The 21,844-nt window shown below is 55.7% G+C and carries 16 protein-coding genes; 4 read left to right on the forward strand and 12 right to left on the reverse strand.

Annotation, left to right across the window (positions count from 1 at the left end):
* Window positions 1-235 precede the first annotated feature (235 nt).
* From kefF to folA, 3 genes are all read left to right on the forward strand, one after another.
* Window positions 236-766, forward strand: a complete 531-nt coding sequence (gene kefF, locus ACEPLT_RS03345) for a glutathione-regulated potassium-efflux system oxidoreductase KefF (RefSeq protein ID WP_032675927.1) — start codon at window positions 236-238, stop codon at window positions 764-766.
* Window positions 759-2,624 carry a glutathione-regulated potassium-efflux system protein KefC gene (kefC, locus tag ACEPLT_RS03350; RefSeq protein WP_023345417.1) on the forward strand — a complete coding sequence of 622 codons (1,866 nt, stop codon included), beginning with the start codon at window positions 759-761 and terminating at the stop codon, window positions 2,622-2,624. Before kefF ends, kefC begins: the two co-directional genes overlap by 8 nt.
* Window positions 2,625-2,738: 114 nt before the next feature.
* Window positions 2,739-3,218 (forward strand): type 3 dihydrofolate reductase, encoded by a 480-nt coding sequence (folA, locus tag ACEPLT_RS03355; protein WP_008502023.1) that lies wholly within the window; start codon window positions 2,739-2,741, stop codon window positions 3,216-3,218.
* Window positions 3,219-3,260: 42 nt separating this feature from the next.
* Here the strand turns inward: folA and apaH are convergent, their stop codons facing one another.
* From apaH to lptD, 6 genes are read right to left on the reverse strand one after another with little or no spacing between them, the layout of a single operon-like run.
* The gene (gene apaH, locus ACEPLT_RS03360) at window positions 3,261-4,109 is read right to left on the reverse strand and encodes a bis(5'-nucleosyl)-tetraphosphatase (symmetrical) ApaH (protein ID WP_032654900.1); all 849 of its coding nucleotides are present in this window, start codon (window positions 4,107-4,109) and stop codon (window positions 3,261-3,263) included.
* A 4-nt stretch (window positions 4,110-4,113) separates the two neighbouring features.
* Complete coding sequence (gene apaG, locus ACEPLT_RS03365; RefSeq protein ID WP_008502021.1) at window positions 4,114-4,491, reverse strand: Co2+/Mg2+ efflux protein ApaG; 378 nt, start codon at window positions 4,489-4,491, stop codon at window positions 4,114-4,116.
* Window positions 4,492-4,494: 3 nt separating this feature from the next.
* Window positions 4,495-5,316: a 16S rRNA (adenine(1518)-N(6)/adenine(1519)-N(6))-dimethyltransferase RsmA gene (rsmA, locus tag ACEPLT_RS03370; RefSeq protein ID WP_232928486.1), complete on the reverse strand. Its 822-nt coding sequence runs from the start codon at window positions 5,314-5,316 to the stop codon at window positions 4,495-4,497.
* The gene (gene pdxA, locus ACEPLT_RS03375) at window positions 5,313-6,299 is read right to left on the reverse strand and encodes a 4-hydroxythreonine-4-phosphate dehydrogenase PdxA (protein WP_447088330.1); all 987 of its coding nucleotides are present in this window, start codon (window positions 6,297-6,299) and stop codon (window positions 5,313-5,315) included. The genes rsmA and pdxA overlap by 4 nt, the downstream gene beginning before the upstream one ends.
* Window positions 6,299-7,585 (reverse strand): peptidylprolyl isomerase SurA, encoded by a 1,287-nt coding sequence (surA, locus tag ACEPLT_RS03380; RefSeq protein ID WP_219284316.1) that lies wholly within the window; start codon window positions 7,583-7,585, stop codon window positions 6,299-6,301. The genes pdxA and surA overlap by 1 nt, the downstream gene beginning before the upstream one ends.
* A 53-nt stretch (window positions 7,586-7,638) precedes the next feature.
* On the reverse strand, window positions 7,639-10,014 hold the full coding sequence (gene lptD, locus ACEPLT_RS03385; RefSeq protein ID WP_032654894.1) for an LPS assembly protein LptD: 2,376 nt from the start codon (window positions 10,012-10,014) through the stop codon (window positions 7,639-7,641).
* Window positions 10,015-10,253: 239 nt separating this feature from the next.
* Between lptD and djlA the strand changes: the two genes are divergently transcribed.
* On the forward strand, window positions 10,254-11,069 hold the full coding sequence (gene djlA, locus ACEPLT_RS03390) for a co-chaperone DjlA (protein ID WP_008502016.1): 816 nt from the start codon (window positions 10,254-10,256) through the stop codon (window positions 11,067-11,069).
* A gap of 60 nt (window positions 11,070-11,129) precedes the next feature.
* Here djlA and ACEPLT_RS03395 read toward each other — a convergent pair whose 3' ends face one another.
* From ACEPLT_RS03395 to araD, 6 genes are all read right to left on the reverse strand, one after another.
* Window positions 11,130-13,640, reverse strand: a complete 2,511-nt coding sequence (locus ACEPLT_RS03395) for an autotransporter outer membrane beta-barrel domain-containing protein (protein WP_050484854.1) — start codon at window positions 13,638-13,640, stop codon at window positions 11,130-11,132.
* Window positions 13,641-13,728: 88 nt separating this feature from the next.
* Window positions 13,729-14,643 (reverse strand): ESPR domain-containing protein, encoded by a 915-nt coding sequence (locus ACEPLT_RS03400; protein ID WP_232928482.1) that lies wholly within the window; start codon window positions 14,641-14,643, stop codon window positions 13,729-13,731.
* 308 nt (window positions 14,644-14,951) lie between these two features.
* A complete protein-coding gene (gene rluA / locus ACEPLT_RS03405) occupies window positions 14,952-15,611 on the reverse strand; it encodes a bifunctional tRNA pseudouridine(32) synthase/23S rRNA pseudouridine(746) synthase RluA (RefSeq protein WP_008502014.1) in 660 nt (219 codons plus the stop codon).
* A gap of 12 nt (window positions 15,612-15,623) precedes the next feature.
* Entirely contained in the window at window positions 15,624-18,530 is a 2,907-nt protein-coding gene (gene rapA, locus ACEPLT_RS03410) for an RNA polymerase-associated protein RapA (protein WP_021240544.1), read from the reverse strand.
* Window positions 18,531-18,658: 128 nt separating this feature from the next.
* A complete protein-coding gene (gene polB, locus ACEPLT_RS03415) occupies window positions 18,659-21,016 on the reverse strand; it encodes a DNA polymerase II (RefSeq protein ID WP_232928480.1) in 2,358 nt (785 codons plus the stop codon).
* A 74-nt stretch (window positions 21,017-21,090) separates the two neighbouring features.
* Window positions 21,091-21,786, reverse strand: a complete 696-nt coding sequence (araD, locus tag ACEPLT_RS03420; protein WP_232928478.1) for an L-ribulose-5-phosphate 4-epimerase — start codon at window positions 21,784-21,786, stop codon at window positions 21,091-21,093.
* Window positions 21,787-21,844: the final 58 nt, after the last annotated feature.

Below are 21,844 nucleotides of genomic sequence, written 5' to 3' on the forward strand. Positions count from 1 at the left end.
TTATGTATAGATCGATTTATTAAATAATTATTTTAGATTTTCTTAAAATATCTCATTCCTTTATGGATTGAAGTGAGGTATTCACGTCCTGGATTTTTTGGAGAGGAAAAATCGTCCAACGAATGATGATTACCAATAGCTGCGCTTTCCTTTTCATGGCTGCTGCGCCCCTTTCACCGGGCGGGTTAACTGTCTACACTCACTGCTACAAGAAGAGAAGAAGACAGGCCATTTGATGATACTCATAATTTACGCGCACCCCTATCCGCAGCACTCGCATGCGAATAAGCGGATGCTTGAGCAGGTAAGGACGCTTGAAAACGTCGAGATACGTTCCCTCTATCAACTCTATCCCGATTTCAACATCGATATTGCCGCCGAACAGGAGGCGCTCTCCCGTGCCGATCTGATCGTCTGGCAGCATCCCATGCAGTGGTACAGCACGCCCCCGCTCCTGAAATTGTGGATTGATAAAGTCTTCTCCCACGGCTGGGCGTATGGCCACAACGGCAATGCGCTAAAAGGGAAAAGCCTGATGTGGGCGGTCACCACGGGTGGAGGGGAAAGCCACTTTGATATTGGTTCCTTCCCGGGGTTTGAGGTTCTGGCACAGCCGCTGCAGGCGACCGCACTTTATTGCGGGCTGAACTGGCTCCCGCCTTTTGCGATGCACTGCACCTTTGTCTGCGACGATGAAACGCTGCAGGCGCAGGCGCGCCATTATAAACAACGCTTACTTGAGTGGCAGGAGGCGCACCATGGATAGCCATACGCTGATACAGGCGCTGATATACCTCGGCGCGGCGGCGCTGATTGTGCCCGTGGCGGTTCGCCTGGGACTGGGCTCTGTTCTCGGCTATCTGATTGCGGGCTGCGTCATTGGGCCGTGGGGCTTTCGACTGGTGACGGATGCAGAGGCAATCCTCCATTTCGCTGAAATCGGCGTTGTGCTGATGCTCTTTGTGATTGGTCTGGAACTCGATCCGCAGCGCCTGTGGAAGCTTCGCGCCTCGGTGTTTGGCGGCGGGGCGCTGCAGATGGTGGCCTGCGGCCTGCTGCTGGGTGGGTTCTGCATCCTGCTGGGCATGGACTGGAAAGTGGCAGAGCTTATCGGCATGACGCTGGCGCTCTCCTCGACCGCCATTGCCATGCAGGCCATGAACGAGCGCAATCTGACGGTCTCCCAGATGGGACGCAGCGCGTTCTCGGTGCTGCTGTTCCAGGACATTGCCGCTATCCCGCTGGTGGCGATGATCCCACTGCTGGCGGCCAGCGGTTCCGCCACGACGCTGGGGGCGTTTGCGCTGTCGGCATTAAAAGTGGTAGGGGCGCTGGCGCTGGTGGTGCTGCTTGGTCGCTACGTCACCCGTCCGCTGCTGCGGTTCGTTGCCCGCTCGGGCCTTCGCGAAGTGTTCAGCGCCGTGGCGCTCTTCCTGGTGTTTGGCTTTGGTTTGCTGCTGGAGGAAGCCGGGCTGTCGATGGCGATGGGGGCGTTCCTCGCAGGCGTTCTGCTGGCGAGTTCCGAATACCGTCACGCGCTGGAAAGCGATATTGAGCCGTTTAAAGGCTTGCTGCTGGGGCTGTTTTTCATCGGCGTGGGGATGTCCGTCGACTTCGGCACGCTGGTGACGCACCCGCTGCGGATCGTCATCCTGCTGGTCGGCTTCCTGATCATTAAAATGGCGATGCTGTGGCTGATTGCGCGTCCGCTCAAGGTGCCGAATAAGCAGCGCAGCTGGTTTGCGGTTCTGCTGGGGCAGGGGAGTGAATTTGCGTTTGTGGTCTTTGGCGCAGCACAGATGGCAAACGTCCTTGACCCAGAGTGGGCGAAAGCGCTGACGCTCGCTGTCGCGCTGTCGATGGCCGCGACGCCTATTCTGCTGGTGGTGCTGACGCGTCTGGAAAAATCGGGTAGCGAGCAGGAGCGCGAAGCCGATGAAATTGACGAAGAGCAGCCGCGCGTCATTATTGCCGGATTTGGCCGCTACGGGCAGATCGTTGGCCGTCTGCTGCTGTCCAGCGGGGTGAAAATGGTTATCCTCGATCACGACCCCGACCATGTCGATACCCTGCGAAAATTTGATATGAAGGTGTTTTACGGCGATGCGACCCGCGTCGATCTGCTGGAATCTGCCGGGGCGGCAAAAGCGGAGGTGTTGATTAACGCCATTGACGATCCGGAGACCAGCATGCAGATGGTGGAAATGGCGAAAGAACATTTCCCGAATCTGACCATCATTTCCCGCGCCCGCGATGTGGATCACTATATCCGGCTGCGGCAGGCAGGGGTAGAAGCACCGGAGCGTGAAACCTTTGAAGGCGCGCTGAAGTCTGGCCGCATGGCGCTGGAAAATCTGGGGCTCGGCGCGTACGAAGCGCGCGAGCGTGCGGACCTGTTCCGCCGCTTTAACACCGAGATGGTCGAAGAGATGGCGGCGATGGCCGGGAGTACGGCCACCGAGCGTGCGGCGGTGTTTAAACGCACCAGCGCGATGCTGACGGAAATCATTAACGAGGACCGTAATCACCTGTCGCTGATCCAGCGTCACGGCTGGCAGGGAACGGAAGAGGGCAAGCATACCGGGGATCCGGCTGACGAGCCGGAGAGTAAACCTTCCGCGTGAAGTGGAGTTGCCAGCAATAATAAAAAATTTCTTTATCTTTACCCTGCCGCCAGTCGACGAAAGATTAAGCTTTCCGTATAGTGGCGGCAATTTTTTGCATCCGGGAAATTTTCAATGATCAGTCTGATTGCAGCGCTGGCGGTGGACCGCGTTATCGGTATGGAAAATGCCATGCCGTGGAACCTGCCTGCCGATCTCGCATGGTTTAAACGTACTACGTTAAACAAGCCGGTAGTGATGGGCCGCCTGACCTGGGAGTCGATTGGTCGTCCATTGCCGGGCCGTAAAAATATCGTTATCAGCAGCCAGCCGGGCACTGACGATCGCGTCGAATGGGTAAAATCAGTCGACGAGGCGATTGCTGCATGCGGCAATGCCGAAGAGATCATGGTGATTGGCGGCGGGCGCGTGTACGAGCAGTTCCTGCCAAAAGCGCAGAAGCTGTATCTGACCCACATTGATGCGGAAGTGGAAGGGGATACCCATTTCCCGGACTACGATCCGGACGAGTGGGAATCGGTATTCAGTGAATTCCACGACGCGGATGCACAGAACTCCCACAGCTACTGCTTCGAGATTCTGGAACGTCGTTAAGTGATTTTTTTCCCTCTCCCGGCCGGGAGAGGGAAGTGCATATCAGGAGGCAACCGCCTCGTCTCCCCCTAAATCCAGCTGTCGGTTGGACGGCTGAACAAAGTAAGTTTTATCTTCCCAGCGTAAGCAGGTTAACTCTCCGCCCCAGCAGCATCCGGTATCCAGACCGTAGATCCCTTCCGGCGTTCCTTTTCCTTCCAGTGCAGCCCAGTGACCAAATACCACGTTGTACTCGCTGGTCACCGGCCCCGGAATGGCAAACCACGGTTTGAGCGGAGCGGGCGCGCTCTCCGGCGTCTCTTTGGAATACATGTCCAGCTGTCCGTTCGGGAAGCAGAAACGCATGCGGGTGAAAGCGTTGGTAATAAAGCGCAGACGCGCCAGACCGCTGAGATCCTCGCTCCAGTGGTTCGGCATATCGCCGTACATGGCATCGAGGAAGAAAGGATAGGAGTCGCTCGCCAGCACCGCCTCAACGTCGCGCGCACAGGTTTTCGCCGTCTCAAGATCCCATTGTGGCGTGATCCCGGCATGCGCCATGACCAGCTTTTTCTCTTCGTCGACCTGCAGCAGCGGCTGACGGCGCAGCCAGTTAATCAGATCGTCGGCATCTGGCGCATCCAGCAGCGGGGTGAGGCGATCTTTAGGCTTGTTGCGGCTGATCCCGGCGAACACCGCCAGCAGATGCAGATCGTGATTGCCCAGCACCATGCGCACGCTGTCGCCTAGCGATTTGACGAAACGTAATACTTCAAGGGAGCCGGGGCCACGCGCGACTAAATCGCCCGTCAGCCAGAGTGTGTCCTGTCCTGGCGTAAAGTCGACCTGTTTTAATAATGCGATCAGTTCATCGTAGCAACCGTGAACGTCGCCAATCAGATATGTAGACATTAGATTAATGAATGAGTGTGGTTACGGCGAGACGGAACACAGGAATGGCAACGCGGAAATCATTGCCATCGACGTCGACCATTTCATAATGGCCTTGCATGGTACCCATCGGCGTTTCAATCACCGCGCCGCTGGTGTACTGGTACTCTTCGCCAGGGGCGATATGAGGCTGTTCACCGACCACACCTTCCCCCTGGACTTCGATTTCGCGGCCATTGCCGTTGGTGATAAGCCAGTAGCGCCCGCGCAGCTGCACGGGCGTCCGCCCCAGATTGCGAATGGTCACGGTGTAAGCAAAGACAAAACGTTCTTCATCCGGTGAGGACTGTGATTCAACATAAACGCTTTGTACATGGACACATACGCGGGGCGAATCAATCATGGCTTAACTCTCCTTCGGCGGCGCATTTTCGCTGATGTAATTAGCCAGCTTGCAGTATTGCTCTACGGAGATGTTCTCCGCACGCATTGCCGGGTCGATCCCAAGCTCAGCTAGCACCTCAACGGTGAAGGAATTGCTGAGGCTGTTACGGATCGTTTTACGACGCTGGTTAAAGGCTTCAGTGGTGATGCGGCTCAGTACACGCAGATCTTTTACCGGGTACGGTTTCGTTTTGTGCGGCACAAGGCGCACAACCGCTGAATCCACTTTCGGTGGTGGTGTGAACGCTGACGGCGGTACTTCGAGTACCGGGATCACGTTGCAGTAATATTGCGCCATCACGCTTAAACGACCATACGCTTTACTGTTCGGGCCTGCAACCAGGCGGTTAACCACCTCTTTTTGCAACATGAAGTGCATGTCGGCAATGGCATCAGTATAGCTAAAGAGGTGGAACATGAGCGGCGTGGAGATGTTATACGGCAGGTTGCCGAATACGCGCAGCGGCTGACCCATTTTTTCTGACAGTTCGCCGAAGTTCATGGTCATGGCGTCCTGCTGAAAGATGGTCAGCTTCGGTCCGAGGAACGGGTGCGTTTGCAGGCGTGCGGCCAGATCGCGGTCCAGTTCGATGACGGTCAGCTCGTCGAGGCGCTCGCCTACCGGTTCGGTCAGCGCGGCAAGACCCGGGCCGATTTCGACCATCGCCTGGCCTTTTTGCGGATTAATAGCCGAGACAATGCTTTCGATCACGAACTGATCGTTTAGGAAGTTTTGCCCGAAACGTTTACGGGCTAAGTGGCCCTGATGGACTCGATTAGTCATTGAGTATTAACAATCATTTTGATGGCGAGATTAAGCGCCGTAATAAAACTGCCGACATCCGCCTTCCCCTGGCCTGCCAGATCCAGCGCAGTACCGTGGTCAACGGACGTTCGAATAAAGGGTAAACCGAGGGTGATATTCACGCCGCGGCCAAAGCCCTGGTATTTTAGCACGGGCAGGCCCTGATCGTGGTACATCGCGAGCACGGCGTCGGCATTATCCAGGTATTTCGGCTGGAAAAGGGTATCAGCAGGCAGCGGACCGCTGAGATTCATCCCCTTCGCCCGCATTTCGTTGAGTACCGGAATGATGGTGTCGATCTCTTCGGTACCCATGTGCCCGCCTTCGCCGGCGTGCGGATTCAGGCCACAGACCAGCACATGCGGCTGCGGGATCCCAAATTTTGTCTGCAGATCGTGATGCAAAATCCCGATGATCTCGCGCAGGAGATCGGGGGTGATCGCATCCGGAATCGCTTTGATCGGCAGATGGGTGGTCACCAGCGCAACGCGCATTTCTTCCGTCGCCAGCATCATCACCACTTTCGGACTGTGCGAGCGCTCTTCAAAGAACTCCGTATGCCCGGTAAACGGTATACCCGCTTCGTTGATGACGCCTTTGTGGACGGGGCCGGTAATCAGGGCGGCAAAATCGCCCTTCAGGCAACCGTCGCAGGCGCGCGCAAGGGTTTCAACGACATAATGGCCATTTTCCGTGCTGAGCTGGCTAGGAATGACCGGCGTACGAAGGGGAACAGAAAGAAGGGGGAGGGTACCGGCTTGCTGCGGTGCAGGCTGTTGACCTTCAACGTAAGGGATGAGCGTTAAAGGCAGACCGAGCAGCGCTGCCCGGTCTTGTAACAGTGTTGCATCGGCGCAGACAACCAGTTCTACTGGCCAGCTGCGCTGGGCAAGCTGGACAACGAGGTCAGGTCCAATCCCGGCGGGTTCGCCGGGCGTGATAACAACACGATGCTGTTTCATTAGTTGCTCAGCACTTTCACGTAAGCACTGGCGCGTTGTTCCTGCATCCAGGTGGCTGCTTCTTCAGAGAACTTACGGTTAAACAGCATGCGGTAGGCTCTGTCTTTCTGTGCTGCATCCGTTTTATCAACGTTACGAGTGTCCATCAGCTCGATCAGATGCCAGCCAAACGAAGAGTGTACCGGCGCGCTGATCTGGCCTTTGTTCAGCTTCATCAACGCGTCACGGAAGGCAGGATCGTAAATATCCGCCGCTGCCCAGCCCAGATCGCCACCCTGGTTAGCAGAGCCAGGATCCTGAGAGAATTCTTTTGCTGCCTTCGCAAACGAGGTTTTACCGCTCTTAATATCTGCCGCAATCTGTTCCAGCTTCGCACGCGCCTGATCGTCAGTCATGATTGGTGACGGCTTCAGCAGAATGTGGCGAGCGTGAACTTCGGTAACGGAGATATTTTGGCTCTGGCCGCGCAGATCGTTCACTTTCAGAATGTGGAAGCCCACGCCTGAACGGATTGGACCGACGATATCGCCTTTCTTAGCCGTGCTCAGTGCCTGAGCAAAGAGGGATGGCAGCTCCTGAATACGTCCCCAGCCCATCTGGCCGCCTTTCAGCGCCTGTTGGTCTGCGGAGTAGGTGATGGCCAGCTTGCCAAAGTCACCGCCGTTACGCGCCTGTTCGACAATTGAACGTGCCTGGCTTTCTGCTTCCGCAGCCTGATCGGACGTAGGGTTCTCTGGCAGTGGGATCAGAATGTGGCTCAGGTTCAGCTCTGTGCTTGCATCGTTCTGGTTACCCACCTGTTTTGCCAGCGCGTCCACTTCCTGAGGCAGGATAGTGACTCGGCGACGCACTTCGTTGTTACGCACTTCCGAAATCAGCATCTCTTTACGGATCTGGTTACGATAGGTAGCGTAGCTGATGCCGTCATAGGCCAGACGGCTGCGCATCTGGTCTAAAGACATATTGTTCTGCTTTGCGATGTTAGCGATCGCCTGATCGAGCTGCTCGTCAGTGACCTTCACACCCATTTTCTGCCCCATCTGAAGAACGATCTGATCCATGATCAGACGCTCCAGGATCTGGTGGCGCAGCGTGGCGTCATCCGGAAGCTGCTGACCCGCTTCGCCCGAATTGAGCTTCACCGATTTCATCAGACTGTCAACGTCACTTTCAAGCACGACGCCGTTGTTAACCACAGCAGCGACTTTATCAACAACCTGGGGGGCCGCGAAGCTGGTATTCGCAACCATAGCGACACCGAGCAGCAGCGTTTTCCAGTTCTTCATACTTTTTCCATTTCAATTAACCGCAAAGCGGATTACGTTGCAAATCAAGCACATTACAAGGAACTGCGGTAAGGCAGAATGTTCGAGCGCAGCATTTTCTGCGTACCCAGACCGTAGTTGGAACTCAGGCCGCGTAACTCGAAGTTAAAGCCAATCACGTTATCGTATTTGCTCTGATTGTTTTCCCAGCCGTTAAGCTTACGTTCGTAACCGACACGCAGCGCGTAGCAGCAGGAGTTATATTGCAGACCTACCATCTGGTCAGCAGCTTTATTGGCGTTAGTGTCAAAGTAGTAAGCGCCTACGATTGACCAACGGTCGGCGATAGGCCAACTCGCTGCCGCACCGACCTGAGAAATACCATCCGAATATTGCGGTGATTTCCAGTAGTTGATGCTGTTCTGGTCATTGCTTTTCGGTAGCGTTGCCTGAATGTATTCCGGGCTAGCGTAGCGATAGCTTACCTGAATCATGCGATCTTCATCACGACGATACTCTATGGCGGCACTACTGTTAGCAACGTTGTCGAGACGCGTGTCATACTGCACACCGCCACGCAGGCCCCAACGGTCAGTCATACGCCAGTAGGTATCTCCCGCCCAAACTATTGCTCCCGTTTTGTTGTCTTTCTCCCACTGAATATTGTCATCGCCCGTGCGAGACTCTGTGAAGTAGTAGATTTGACCCACAGAAACGTTAAAACGTTCAACGGCTGCATCATCATAAACACGTGTTGTGACGCCGGTCGTTAACTGATTCGCTGAGGCGATACGGTCCAGACCTCCGTAGGTACGGTCACGGAACAGACCACTATAGTCAGACTGCAGTAAAGAGGAGTCGTAGTTCTGAATGTTGCTCTGGTCGCGATATGGCACGTACAAATACTGCATACGCGGTTCAAGCGTCTGGGTATAACCATCCGCCAGCAGGGCCATATCACGCTCGAAAATCAGCTTGCCGTCCATTTTAAACTGAGGGAGCGTTCGGTTGACCGACTCTTCGAGATGCGCACTGTTAGTGGAGTTGTAATTATCAAGATTTTTTTGCTGATAGTGAGTCGCCATCAGCTTGGCTTCGGTATTCAGGCTTGCCCAGTCGTTAGACCACGGCAGATTGATCGTCGGCTCAAGGTGAACACGCGTGGCTTCAGGCATATCCGAATTCGTGTTAACGAAATGCACTGCCTGAGCGTAAATCCGGGTGTCGAATGGACCTACGTCATTCTGGTACCAGTTGACGTCCAGCTGTGGCTCAGCACCATAGGTAGGCGTGGACTGGTCAGAAAACACCTGGAATTTCTTGGTCGAGACGGTTGCATCAAAATTCTGCACCGCATAGCCTACGCTGAATTTCTGCGTGGCATAGCCATCAGTACTCGAGCCGTATTTGGACGAAAAGTCATTAAAATAAGCCGAATCGCTGACTTTGGTGTAATCAACATTAAAGCGCCACACCTGATCCATCACCCCGGAATGCTGCCAGTAGTACAGCCAGCGGTGACGGTTATCACCAGAAACGTTTCTGGCGTCGTCCTTGTAAACGTTATCCGACGGCAGATAATCCAGCTCCATCAGACCCGCACCTGCCTGAGTCAGATAGCGGAACTCGTTCTCCCACATGACGTTACCGCGCTTGTGGATATAGTGCGGCGTGATCGTCGCATCCATGTTAGGCGCGATGTTCCAGTAATACGGCAGGTAGAACTCAAAGTAGTTCGTGGTGCTGTATTTGGCATTCGGGATCAGGAAACCGGAGCGACGTTTGTCACCCACGGGAAGCTGCAGATAAGGGCTGTAGAATATGGGGACCGGACCCACCTTGAAGCGGGCGTTCCAGATCTCTGCGACCTGCTCTTCGCGGTCATGGATAACTTCGCTCCCGACCACGCTCCAGGTATTTGAACCCGGCAGACACGACGTGAACGTGCCATTTTCCAGGATCGTATAGCGGTTTTCACCGCGCTGTTTCATCAGGTCTGCGTCACCGCGCCCCTGGCGACCCACCATCTGGTAATCACCTTTCCAGACGTTAGTGTCTTTGGTATTCAGGTTTGACCAGGCTTTCGGACCTTTCAGGATGACCTGATTGTCGTCATAGTGCACATTACCCAGCGCATCCACCGTTCGGACCGGCTCGGCCGCACCTTCCGGCTGCTTCTGGTGCAACTGCACTTCATCTGCCTGCAGGCGGCTATTGCCCTGGTTAATATCGACATTGCCTGTAAAGGTGGCATTGTCAGGGTAAGTCCCTTTTGAACTGTCGGCAGTAATGGTTACCGGCAAGCTATTTGTATCGCCACTCACCAGTGGGCGATTATAACTTGGGACGCCAAGCATACACTGCGAGGCGAGATCGGCCGCCAGCCCCTGTTGACTGTACAGGGCGGTGCCAATCATTGTGGCCAGGAGGGTGGGGATACGTTTTTTCATACGTTGTATTTTATTGTTCCGTCATCAGTGGCTACGGCTTACAAACGCTCAGAGACTATCTTACTCATCTGCGCAGTACCAGCGTTAATCCTGCCCGTTTGCGTGCCAGAGTGTTAGGCTCGCTATCGAATGACGAGTATGATAAAGCAAATTATAGGCGATGTCCTTCAATTGACCGTGACTTGAACACAGTGATGATGACGTTGCGTCGGCCAGGAATATGACTATCCGGGGAGTATATGCAGTATTGGGGTAAAATAATCGGCGTTGCGTTCGCCATCATCATGGGTGCCGGGTTCTGGGGAATAGTGCTGGGGCTTATTATTGGCCATATGTTTGATAAGGCGCGCAGCCGTAAAATGGCCTGGTTTGCCAACCAGCGCGAGCGCCAGTCACTCTTTTTCTCCACCACTTTTGAGGTGATGGGGCATTTAACCAAATCCAAAGGGCGCGTCACGGAAGCCGATATTCAGATTGCCAGCGTCTTTATGGATCGCATGAATCTGCACGGTGACTCCCGCCTGGAGGCGCAAAATGCGTTTCGCATCGGGAAATCCGATAACTACCCGCTTCGCGAAAAAATGCGCCAGTTCCGCAGCATCTGCTTCGGCCGTTTTGATTTAATTCGGATGTTTCTGGAAATCCAGATTCAGGCGGCCTTCGCCGACGGCTCGCTTCACCCTAACGAACGCGATGTTTTATACGTGATTGCGGAAGAGCTGGGTATCTCCCGTATGCAGTTCGATCAGTTCCTGCGCATGATGCAGGGTGGCGCGCAGTTTGGCGGCGGGTATCACCAGCAGTCTTCTGGCGGCGCCTGGCAGCAGGCGCAGCGTGGTCCGACGCTGGAAGATGCCTGCAACGTGCTTGGCGTAAAACCCTCTGACGATCAGACCACCATCAAACGTGCCTATCGTAAGCTCATGAGCGAGCACCATCCAGACAAGCTGGTTGCAAAAGGCTTACCGCCTGAAATGATGGAGATGGCGAAGCAAAAAGCGCAGGAAATTCAGAAAGCGTACGAGCTGATTAAAGAGAAGAAAGGCTTCAAATAAGCCCCTTTTTAGAATGATGAAGGGCCTGACGGCATGAGCTGCCAGGCCCTTTATACAGGGTTACCAGCTGTAGCGCACGTTCAGGCTACCGTTTACATCGCTGTAATCATTATCACCTTTCTGTCCGGAGACCTGGGCAATAACGCTCCATTGCTTGCTCACATTTGCCTGAATACCCGCTTTCAGCTCCGCACGATCGGCAGGAAGGTCCTGTTTGATCTGTGTGTCACCAAAGTTGACTGCCGTGTCTTCAGAGGTATGCAGCCAGTTGGCCTCCGCAAACGGCTGGATAACCGCGTCGTTCGCCTTATTCATCTTGCTGTCAACTCGCAGACCTAAACGGGTGGTCCAGCTGTCACCGTTTTGCCCATCAATCGTTGTGCCGCTGCTGTCTTTGATGTCATCGGCACGGTAATCCTGCCAGACGATCTGTGCCTGCGGCGTGAGGCTCAGCGTGTTGTCGCCGAGTGCGACATCGTAGCGATAGCCCGTTTCCAGCGAAACGGCGTTGGCGTTTGAATCGTAATCCGTTGAGCCAACGTCCCCGTTATCTACGCTGTTGTGGTACATCCCGTACTGATACCAGCTGTCGACATAAAAACCCTGATGCTGTCGGGCATCGGCAAACCAGGTGGCATAGACGCCGAGGTTATAGCCATCGACTTTACCGTCAGCGCTGAAGCGGCTGCCGTCACCACCTCTATTGCCCGTGCTGTCGCTGCTGGCGTTCATATAGCTACCCATAACCCCGACCACCAGGCTTTGTTCGCCGTTGTTCCAGGCGGCAACATCGCCCCCAATCTGGAACTGGGAGTAGTTGCTGTCGATATCAATATTGCTCTCTGCCGCAGTAGACTGGTTCTTACCTGCTTTGAAACGCGCCCATGTCGTGCCGTTTTCCGATTTGAACTGACTGCCTTCTCGGTCTGACAGGGTCTGCATTTGCAGATCGCGAGCCAGCCACTGGTTGCTGAGGTATGAACCGATATCGGCACGATACTGAGGCGTTACGTCGCCATTATCACTCGTGGCCTGGGAACGAAGATACCAGTCCCCTGAGTCCTGATACAGGCGGTATTCGTAGGCGTTAATCTGGACCTGATTACCCTGAACAAAGGTGCCGTTTGATTCACCGCCGACCGTAATCACTGCAATACCGTTTTGGGTCAGTGCGCCCTGACCGCCAGCGTTGTTAATGTACAGGGTGGTGTTCCCGGACGTATTCCCCGTAATGTTAAGCATATCGGTTGGAGACGTGTCGTCGCCTAACTGCGTATTTAGCGTCACAGAACCCTGGTTGCTGGTGTAATCGCCGTTTACGATCAGCGTGTTGCCGGTCGTCGCACCATTGGTTCCTTCAATATTGCCGCTGACAATGCTGCCTGCGTTGCTCAGATTACCATTGATCGTTAGCGTGTCGTTGAACTGAACGGTGCCGTTGCTGTTAACATTGCCGTTCACCACACCGTTGGAACCGCCAAACGTGGCGCCTGCCGCGACATTCACGGCCTGCTCGCTGTTTTGTACGCCGATAACGCCGGCCTCGTCCAGCCAGAGCGTGCCCTGGTTGACATCCGTTGTGCCGCTGTAACTGTTTACGGCATTAAGGATCAGCGTACCTTGCCCCTCTTTGGTCAGCGATTTGCCGTCCCATCCGGTCGTGGCTTCGGCATTTTGATCGACAAGCGCCGTGCTCAGCGTAAAGCTGCCGTCAGGATTGTTCAGAGTGAATGTGCCGTGAGCCGCTGTTGCCGCTGGGTTCTGGCTGGCATACCAGGTTAATGACGGTGTCAGGACGTAATTGGTCACGTCGGCGGGATCAATGGTGCCGCTAAAGGTGATGAAGTCAACGGAGCCAGATGCCATGCCCGCGACGGTGAGGCTGGTAAAATTGCCATTAATTGCATTTTCAGCGTCAATCACCGTGAAGGCGCTATCCGCGGAAAGCGTGCTGGCACTACCGTAACCTGTAATATTTAGTGTGCCATCAAGCGTCGCATTCTGAGCGACAATAGGCGCACTGGTCGCGTTTGCGTCAAGATAGACATCAGTTTGGCTGTTAGCCAGAAGGGTGAAATTACCGACATTGAGTGTACCAGCACTGCCGTTTTCATCGCCGAGTGTGATGCGTCCGCTGCTGGTAAGATTACCGACGCTGGAATCGGCCGTCAGCAGCCATTGGCTGTTCGCATCCAGCGTCATGCTGACGTTATTACCGCTGGCCTTAACGGCGCCGGACAGCTTGCTGTTTTCAGCGCGAAGGGTGACTGCATCAGTGGTATTGGCCACGGTGAGCAGATTGTCTGCGTTCATCGTTTGCACATTCTTCACGTTAATATCGGCAGATCCGGAATCCACCGCAAAAGCACTTCCTCCTGACGCGGTTGCCGTAATGCTCCCTCCGTCAATCGTAGCGACATTTTTTCCACCGCTGAACGAGAAGGCGACATTGCTACCGGAAACGTTGCTGTGGGTGACGGTCGCGCTGCTGGCGCTTTCTAAGGCAATGGCAGCAGATTGTTCGCTGGTGATATCTGTGCTGTTCGCCTCAAGGGCTCCACCGTGAGTCATCGCCACTGCCCGCGAATTTTCTCCGGACGCGATCGTTGAACCGTTATTCAGTACGAATGTGCTCTTTGCCCCGTCAGAGGATATTGCGTCAGCATTTTTCCCCATGAGTGACGATATGAGTGTCAGTGAGTTCTGCGCGTCCGGTATTCATTATGCCAACTGACTGCTCACCGTAAGTTTCAACGTGGGATGCCGCTAAATTAAATGTGTTGGTATAGTTTTGAATACCAAAGCTCTGGCTTCCGGTAGTGGTAATCGTGACGTTTGAGCCGGTCAATTCACCGTCGTTATATATACCTGCATTACCAAAATCTCCCGTGGTGTTTATATTCACATTGTCTAATGAAAGGGTGGCATATCGGTTAACAATAGCCCGAGCCATGCCATACCCGGAAGTCGTAATGGTCGCGTTTTTTATCGTCAGGTCTGCGCCATTCAATATCTCAACACCATAAGAACCCTCTCCCGTCGCCGTATAGCTCCCCCCGTCAATGGTGCCTTTTGCATTAGAGCTAAACAATACGGCAGATGCGATCTCGCCTTCCGTCGAAACGGTAAGGTTGTTCAACATGGCTTCTGAGTTATCACCGACAATGGTTATCGCATGACTGCCTTCCCCGGAAGTGCGGATTGTGGATCCCGAATCATCGAGCGTGATTTTCGCTCCATTCGACACGGATAGCCCCATGCCTGCATCCCCGGTTGTGGATATCGTTAAGGCGCCGTTATCGGTGACGATGACATCAGAGCCAGAGGCGGATACCGCCGAGGTATTAGGGCTCGTCGTTGAATATTCACCACTGATGGTGTTATTACCCGGGACTGCAACAAACGTCGTGTCACTGGCGTGTGCGGTACTCACAACACCTGACAAGATAAACGTTGCGATCGCGCTTCCGGCGCGTACGCAGGATTTGACTTTGCTGTCCCCTTTTGAAAACTCCGAGGCAACGATGTACATATTTCTGGCGCAATTCCAGACGATGTTATACGAACGGTTCATACACTTCCTTGTGAATCAATGAGTAAACTAAGTGTGGCTGTTGAGTAGAAAAATAACTCCGTTTGGATAGGGTAGAGTTAGTATTTCCTTAAAATGAGCTGGATTATCAGTAATAAATTGCATCGTGTTCAATTTAATATTTTTTAATCCAAACCTTAGTCTTTCTAAAAATACTGAGTGTTATTTAAGGAAGAGATAATTATCGTGAATGAACTTGGGCGGGTTTTCAGATGAGCAGGGGAGATATATCTGCTGTGTGAATATTTACCGTCGACAGTGAGCTAACAGTAAATATTCACATCAGGAATTTAAAAATCGACCGGGGCTTTAAACGTCATCGCGTTACCGAAGGCCGGATGGGTGATGGTAAGCGTCTGCGCGTGCAGCTGCAGACGTGGCGCTAAGGCCAGCGCTTCAGGCGGCGCGTAAAAGCGGTCGCCCAGAATCGGATGACCCAGCGCAAGCATATGCACGCGCAGCTGGTGTGAACGTCCGGTAATCGGCTTAAGCAGGACGCGCGCGGTATTATCCGGCGCGTACTCAAGCACTTCATACTCGGTTTGCGCGGCCTTGCCGGTTTCATAACACACCTTCTGCTTTGGCCGATTCGGCCAGTCGCAGATCAGCGGTAAATCCACCAGCCCTTCCGCCTGCGCCGGGTGACCCCAGACGCGGGCGACATACTGCTTCTTCGGCTCGCGCTCGCGGAACTGGCGCTTCAGCTCGCGTTCTGCCGCTTTGTTCAGCGCCACCACAATCACGCCGCTGGTCGCCATGTCCAGGCGATGGACCGACTCCGCCTGAGGATAATCGCGCTGAATGCGCGTCATCACGCTGTCTTTGTGCTCATCCAGACGACCCGGCACGGACAACAGCCCGCTGGGCTTGTTGACCACCATAATGTGTTCATCCTGATACAGAATGACCAGCCAGGGATCCTGTGGCGGATTGTACGGCTCCATCACCATCTTGCGCTCCGTTTACTGATGCGTCACAACGATAAGACGCAGGGCATCCAGACGCCAGCTTGCCTGATCCAGGCTTTCCAGCACCTGCTGACGGTTGCTTTCAATCGCCGCCAGCTCGTCGTCACGGATGTTCGGGTTCACGGCCTTCAACGCCTCCAGACGCGACAGCTCTGCAGACAGTTTCTCGTCGGCTTCACCGCGCGCGGCGTCAATCAGCGCTCTGGCCGCTTTTTCAATCTGGGTTTCACCCTGCTGGAGAATGGCATGCACGTCCTGCTGCACCGCATTGACCAGCTTGCTGCCGGTATGGCGGTTCACCGCGCTCAGCTGGCGGTTGAAGCTCTCAAATTCAACCTGTCCTGCGAGGTTCGTGCCGTTTTTATCCAGCAGCAGACGCACCGGCGTTGGTGGCAGGAAGCGGTTGAGCTGCAGCTGTTTCGGCGCCTGCGCTTCCACAACGTAGATCAGCTCCAGCAGCAGCGTGCCTACGGGCAGCGCCTTGTTTTTCAACAGGGAGATGGTGCTGCTGCCGGTATCGCCAGAGAGGATCAGATCCAGCCCGTTACGGATCAGCGGGTGTTCCCAGGTGATGAACTGAGCATCTTCGCGGGACAGCGCCACATCACGCTCGAAGGTGATGGTGCAGCCATCTTCCGGCAGGCCCGGGAAATCTGGCACCAGCATGTGATCGGACGGGGTCAGGACAATCAGGTTCTCGCCGCGGTCGTCCTGGTTAATGCCAACGATGTCGAACAGGTTCATGGAGAAGCTGATGAGGCTGGTGTCATCATCCTGCTCTTCAATGCTCTCAGCCAGCGCCTGCGCTTTTTCACCGCCGTTGGAGTGGATCTCCAGCAGGCGGTCGCGGCCTTGTTCAAGCTGCGCTTTCAGCGCGTCATGCTTCTCACGACAGGACTTAATCAGATCGTCAAAGCCGTCGGTGTTTTCCGGCGCGGCCAGATAGCCGATCAGATCGCCGTGCACCTGATCGTAAATGGTGCGGCCCGTCGGGCAGGTATGTTCAAACGCATCCAGACCTTCGTGGAACCAGCGCACCAGCACGGACTGGGCCGTTTTTTCCAGATACGGCACGTGGATCTGAATATCGTGCGCCTGACCGATACGATCCAGACGACCGATACGCTGCTCCAGCAGATCCGGGTTGAACGGCAGATCGAACATCACCAGGTTGCTGGCGAACTGGAAGTTACGGCCTTCAGAACCGATTTCAGAGCAGAGCATAACCTGAGCGCCGCTGTCCTCTTCGGCAAACCACGCCGCGGCGCGGTCGCGTTCAACGATGGACATGCCTTCGTGGAACACGGCGGCGCGAATGCCTTCGCGCTCGCGCAGGACCTGCTCCAGCTGCAGCGCGGTGGCCGCCTTGGCGCAGATCACCAGCACCTTCTGGGAGCGGTGCGCGGTCAGGTAGCCCATCAGCCACTCTACGCGCGGATCGAAGTTCCACCAGGTGCCGGTATCGCCTTCAAATTCCTGGTAGATTTGTTCCGGGTAGAGCATGTCGCGGGCGCGCTCTTCCTGCGTTTTGCGCGCACCCATGATGCCGGAAACTTTAATTGCCGTCTGATACTGCGTCGGCAGCGGCAGCTTAATGGTATGCAGCTCGCGTTTCGGGAACCCTTTCACACCGTTACGGGTGTTACGGAACAGGACGCGACTGGTGCCGTGGCGATCCATCAGCATGTCGATCAGCTCTTTACGCGCGGATTCCGCGTTGTCGCTGTCGCTGTTAGCGGCCTGCAGCAGCGGCTCGATATCCTGCTCGCCAATCAGATCGCTCAGGGTGTTGAGTTCATCATCAGAAAGACGCTTGCCCGCCAGCAGCAGCGCGACGGCATCTGCAACCGGACGGTAGTTATTCTGTTCTTCCACAAACTGCCCGAAGTCGTGGAAACGGTTTGGATCGAGCAGGCGCAGACGGGCGAAGTGGCTTTCCAGGCCCAGCTGTTCCGGCGTAGCGGTCAACAGCAGGACGCCAGGCACGCGCTCGGCAAGCTGCTCGATAGCCATATATTCGCGGCTCGGCGCGTCTTCGCTCCAGACCAGGTGGTGCGCTTCGTCGACCACCATCAGGTCCCACTCGGCATCGCACAGGTGCTCAAGACGCTGCTTGCTGCGGCGCACGAAGTCCAGGGAGCAGATCACCAGCTGTTCGGTTTCAAACGGGTTGTCCGCATCGTGCTGGGCTTCGGCGTAGCGTTCGTCATCGAACAGAGAGAAGCGCAGGTTAAAGCGGCGCAGCATCTCAACCAGCCACTGGTGCTGTAAGGTTTCTGGCACCACAATCAGCACGCGCTCGGCAGCGCCGGAAAGCAGCTGCTGGTGCAGGATCATGCCCGCCTCGATGGTTTTACCCAGGCCCACTTCATCTGCCAGCAGCACGCGCGGCGCATGGCGACGGCCCACGTCATGGGCGATGTTCAGCTGGTGGGGGATCAGGCTGGTGCGCTGGCCGCGCAGGCCGCTCCAGGGCATGCGGTACTGTTCACTCTGGAACTTACGCGCGCGATAGCGCAGGGAGAAGCGATCCATACGGTCGATTTGCCCGGCAAACAGGCGGTCCTGCGGCTTGCTGAACACCAGCTTGCTGTCGAGCAGCACTTCGCGCAGGATGACATTGGCCTCGTCGGTGTCCAGGCGAGTGCCGATGTAGGCGAGCAGTCCATTCTCTTCTTTTACGTCTTCAATCTTGAGCTGCCAGCCGTCGTGGCTGGTCACGGTGTCACCCGGATTAAACATCACGCGGGTTACAGGGGAGTCATTGCGGGCGTACAGGCGGTTTTCACCGGTGGCAGGGAAGAGGAGGGTAACCATGCGCGCATCAACGGCAACGACGGTTCCTAATCCAAGTTCGCTTTCTGTATCGCTGATCCAGCGTTGACCAAGTGTAAAAGGCATAGTTGTTCGGCTCTAATCTTTAATTGCAGGCAATAGTTCGACCACCGTCAAAAAAGACGGTCATCGAAAAATGGGTCCGGGAATGGAAAGGGCGCTATGGTACTGGATGGCAGCCATTTCGTCACGCGTCAAAATAGGCCAAGTTGCCCTGTCACTAGTGTAGCAAAATCATCGTCGATGAAGGGCAAAATTCCGTCGGCAACCGGCTGAAGCTGACGCGTCAGATAGTGTTCATAATCCAGAGGCGAGTGCTGATAATCCACCGGTTCCGGACCGTTTATCGTCCAGACGTATTTGATGGTTCCCCGATTCTGATACTGCGGCGCGCGGCCACGGCGGACGTTTTCTTCGTCCGCGAGGCGCGCGGCGCGAACGTGCGGAGGAACGTTACGCTGGTACTCCGCGAGCGGGCGGCGCAGGCGTTTGCGATACACCAGCTGCGCGTCAAGTTCGCCCGCCATCAGGCTGGCTATCGTCTCGCGCACGTAGTCCTGATACGGCTCATTGCGAAATACCCGCAGATAGAGCGTTTGCTGGAACTGCTGGGCCAGCGGCGTCCAGTCGGTACGCACTGTCTCGAGCCCTTTAAAGACCATCCGCTGCGCGTCGCCTTCCTGTATCAGCCCGGCATAGCGCTTCTTGCTGCCCTGATCGGTACCGCGGATGGTGGGCATTAAGAAGCGGGCAAAATGGGTTTCAAATTCCAGCTCCAGCGCGCTGGTTAACCGCACTTTCTGCAGATGTTCCTGCCACCAGTCGTTCACGAAGGCAACCAGCGCTTTGCCGATTTGCGCGGCATCGTCTTCGGAATGCGCGCCCTTAAGCCATACAAAGGTGGAGTCCGTGTCGCCGTAGATGACGTCATAGCCCTGGGATTCAATCAGCGCTTTAGTCTGGCGCATGATCTCGTGCCCGCGCATCGTGATCGACGACGCCAGCCGCGGGTCGAAGAAGCGACAGGCGCTGGTGCCCAGCACCCCGTAGAAGGCGTTCATGATGATTTTCAGCGCCTGTGAGAGGGGCTTGTTGCCGTGGCGCTTGGCCTCGTCGCGGCCGTGCCAGATGTTGCCTACGATGTCGGGCAGGCAGTGTTTTTCCCGCGAGAAGCGTGCGCCGAGGAAGCCTTCGGTGCTGTGTTCATCATCCGGCTGGGCCAGCCCCTCAACCAGCCCGACGGGATCGATCAGGAAGGTGCGAATTATCGACGGGTAGAGGCTTTTGTAGTCCAGGACCAGAACGGAGTCATACAGTCCTGGTCGGGAATCCATGACGTACCCGCCGGGGCTGGCCTGCGGCGGCACGTCCCCGAGGTTGGGGGCGACGTATCCTGCCCGGTGCATTCGGGGAAAATAGAGGTGGCTAAAGGCCGCCACGGAGCCGCCGTGCCTGTCCGCCGCGAGTCCGTTCACCGTCGCGCGCTCCAGCAGGAAGGGCATGATCTCGGTTTTGTGGAAAATCCGCGTGACCAGCTCACAGTCTTTCAGGTTATAGGTGGCGAGCGCGGGCTTGTCTTCGTTAAAGCGCCGGTCGATCTCGTCCATTCTGTCCCAGGGGTTGTCGATGGATTTGCCTTCGCCCAGCAGCTCCTGCGCCACCGCTTCGAGGGCGAATGACGAGAAGTTCCAGAAGGCGGACTTGAGCGCCTCTATGCCGTCGATAATCAGGCGGCCGTTCGCCTGTGCGAAGAAAACGCCGTTCTTAAAACCGTGTTCGCGCCACTCAAGCTCGCTGTTGCCGCGCCCGAGCATCAGCGGGATGCGGTAACGCTCGGCGTGTTTTTGCAGCACGCGCAGGTCGAACTGCACCACGTTCCAGCCGATCAGAACGTCGGGATCGAAGTCGGCAAACCACTGGTTGAGCTTCTCCAGCAGCTGCGGCCGGCTGGTAACATACTCAAGCCGGAAATCCAGCGCGGAGGCATCACCATTCGGTGGCCCGAGCATATAGACAACCCGATCGCCGCAACCTTCAAGTCCTATACAGTACAGTTCGCCGTGACGGGTGGTTTCGATATCCAGGGAGACCCACTTCAGCGGCGGGCGGTAGTGCGGGTTCGGCTTTAGCCGCGCGTTGATGAGACCGCCATTTTGCGGAGAACCATCGACCCAGACGGGCGCGGTAATAAACCGCTCCATCAGAAAGCGTTCGGGTGGGCGGATATCCGCTTCGTAGAGCGTCACGCCTGCTTCACGGAGCAGTTTTTCATAGCGCATCAGCTGACGATGGACGCGACAGTAGAGGCCGTAAACCGGCTGACGGTGGAAATCTTTCAGTTCAAGCGGGGTAATGCGCCAGCCGTTTTCACCGCGCAGCAGCTGTTTCACTTTCTCGACGTGCGCTTCAGGAATAAACGCCACGGACTCCTGCGGCGGCAGCGTCACCTGCAGCGGGCCGTTGTCCGTTGCCAGCCAGAATTCAACCTCGGTGCCCTGAGGGGTATCCCGCCAGTGTCGGGTCAGTAAAAAGCCTTCTTGCGCCTGCGTCACGCCGCTATCCCACAAAACAAAACCAGGCCTGATTATAGCCTGGTTGAATGTTTTATGCTGGGGATATATACAGTTTATTGTCCGTAGTAGGCCTTCGCGCCGTGCTTGCGCAGATAATGCTTATCCAGCAGGGTTTGCTGCATATCCGGCAGCTGCGGCGCCAGCTGTCGACAGAAGATCCCCATATAGGCGATCTCTTCAAGCACGATGGCGTTATGCACCGCGTCTTCTGCGTTTTTACCCCAGGCGAACGGGCCGTGGGAGTGCACCAGCACGCCGGGCATTTGCGCCGCGTCGATTCCCCGTTTTTCGAAGGTTTCAACGATCACGTTGCCGGTTTCCCACTCATACTCGCCGTTGATCTCCGCATCTGTCATCAGACGCGTGCAGGGAATGGTGCCGTAGAAGTAGTCCGCGTGGGTGGTGCCGGTCGCCGGGATGGACTGGCCCGCCTGCGCCCAGATGGTGGCATGGCGTGAATGGGTATGCACGATACCGCCGATGGTTGGGAATGAGCGGTAGAGCAGGCGGTGGGTTGGCGTATCGGAGGAGGGCTTTTTGTTCCCTTCCACCACTTCACCCGTTTCGATGCTGACCACCACCATATCGTTCGCCGTCATCACCGCGTAATCGACGCCGGAAGGCTTGATCACGAACACGCCTTTTCCGCGGTCAACGGCGCTGACGTTGCCCCAGGTCAGGGTGACCAGATTATGTTTCGGCAGCGCCAGGTTGGCTTCGAGCACCTGGCGTTTGAGCTCTTCTAACATTGTTGTCTCCAGTGCCGGATGGCGCTTCGCTTATCCGGCCTACAGAACCGTAGGCCCG

The sequence above is a fragment of the Enterobacter sp. fkY84-1 genome (assembly GCF_052974705.1).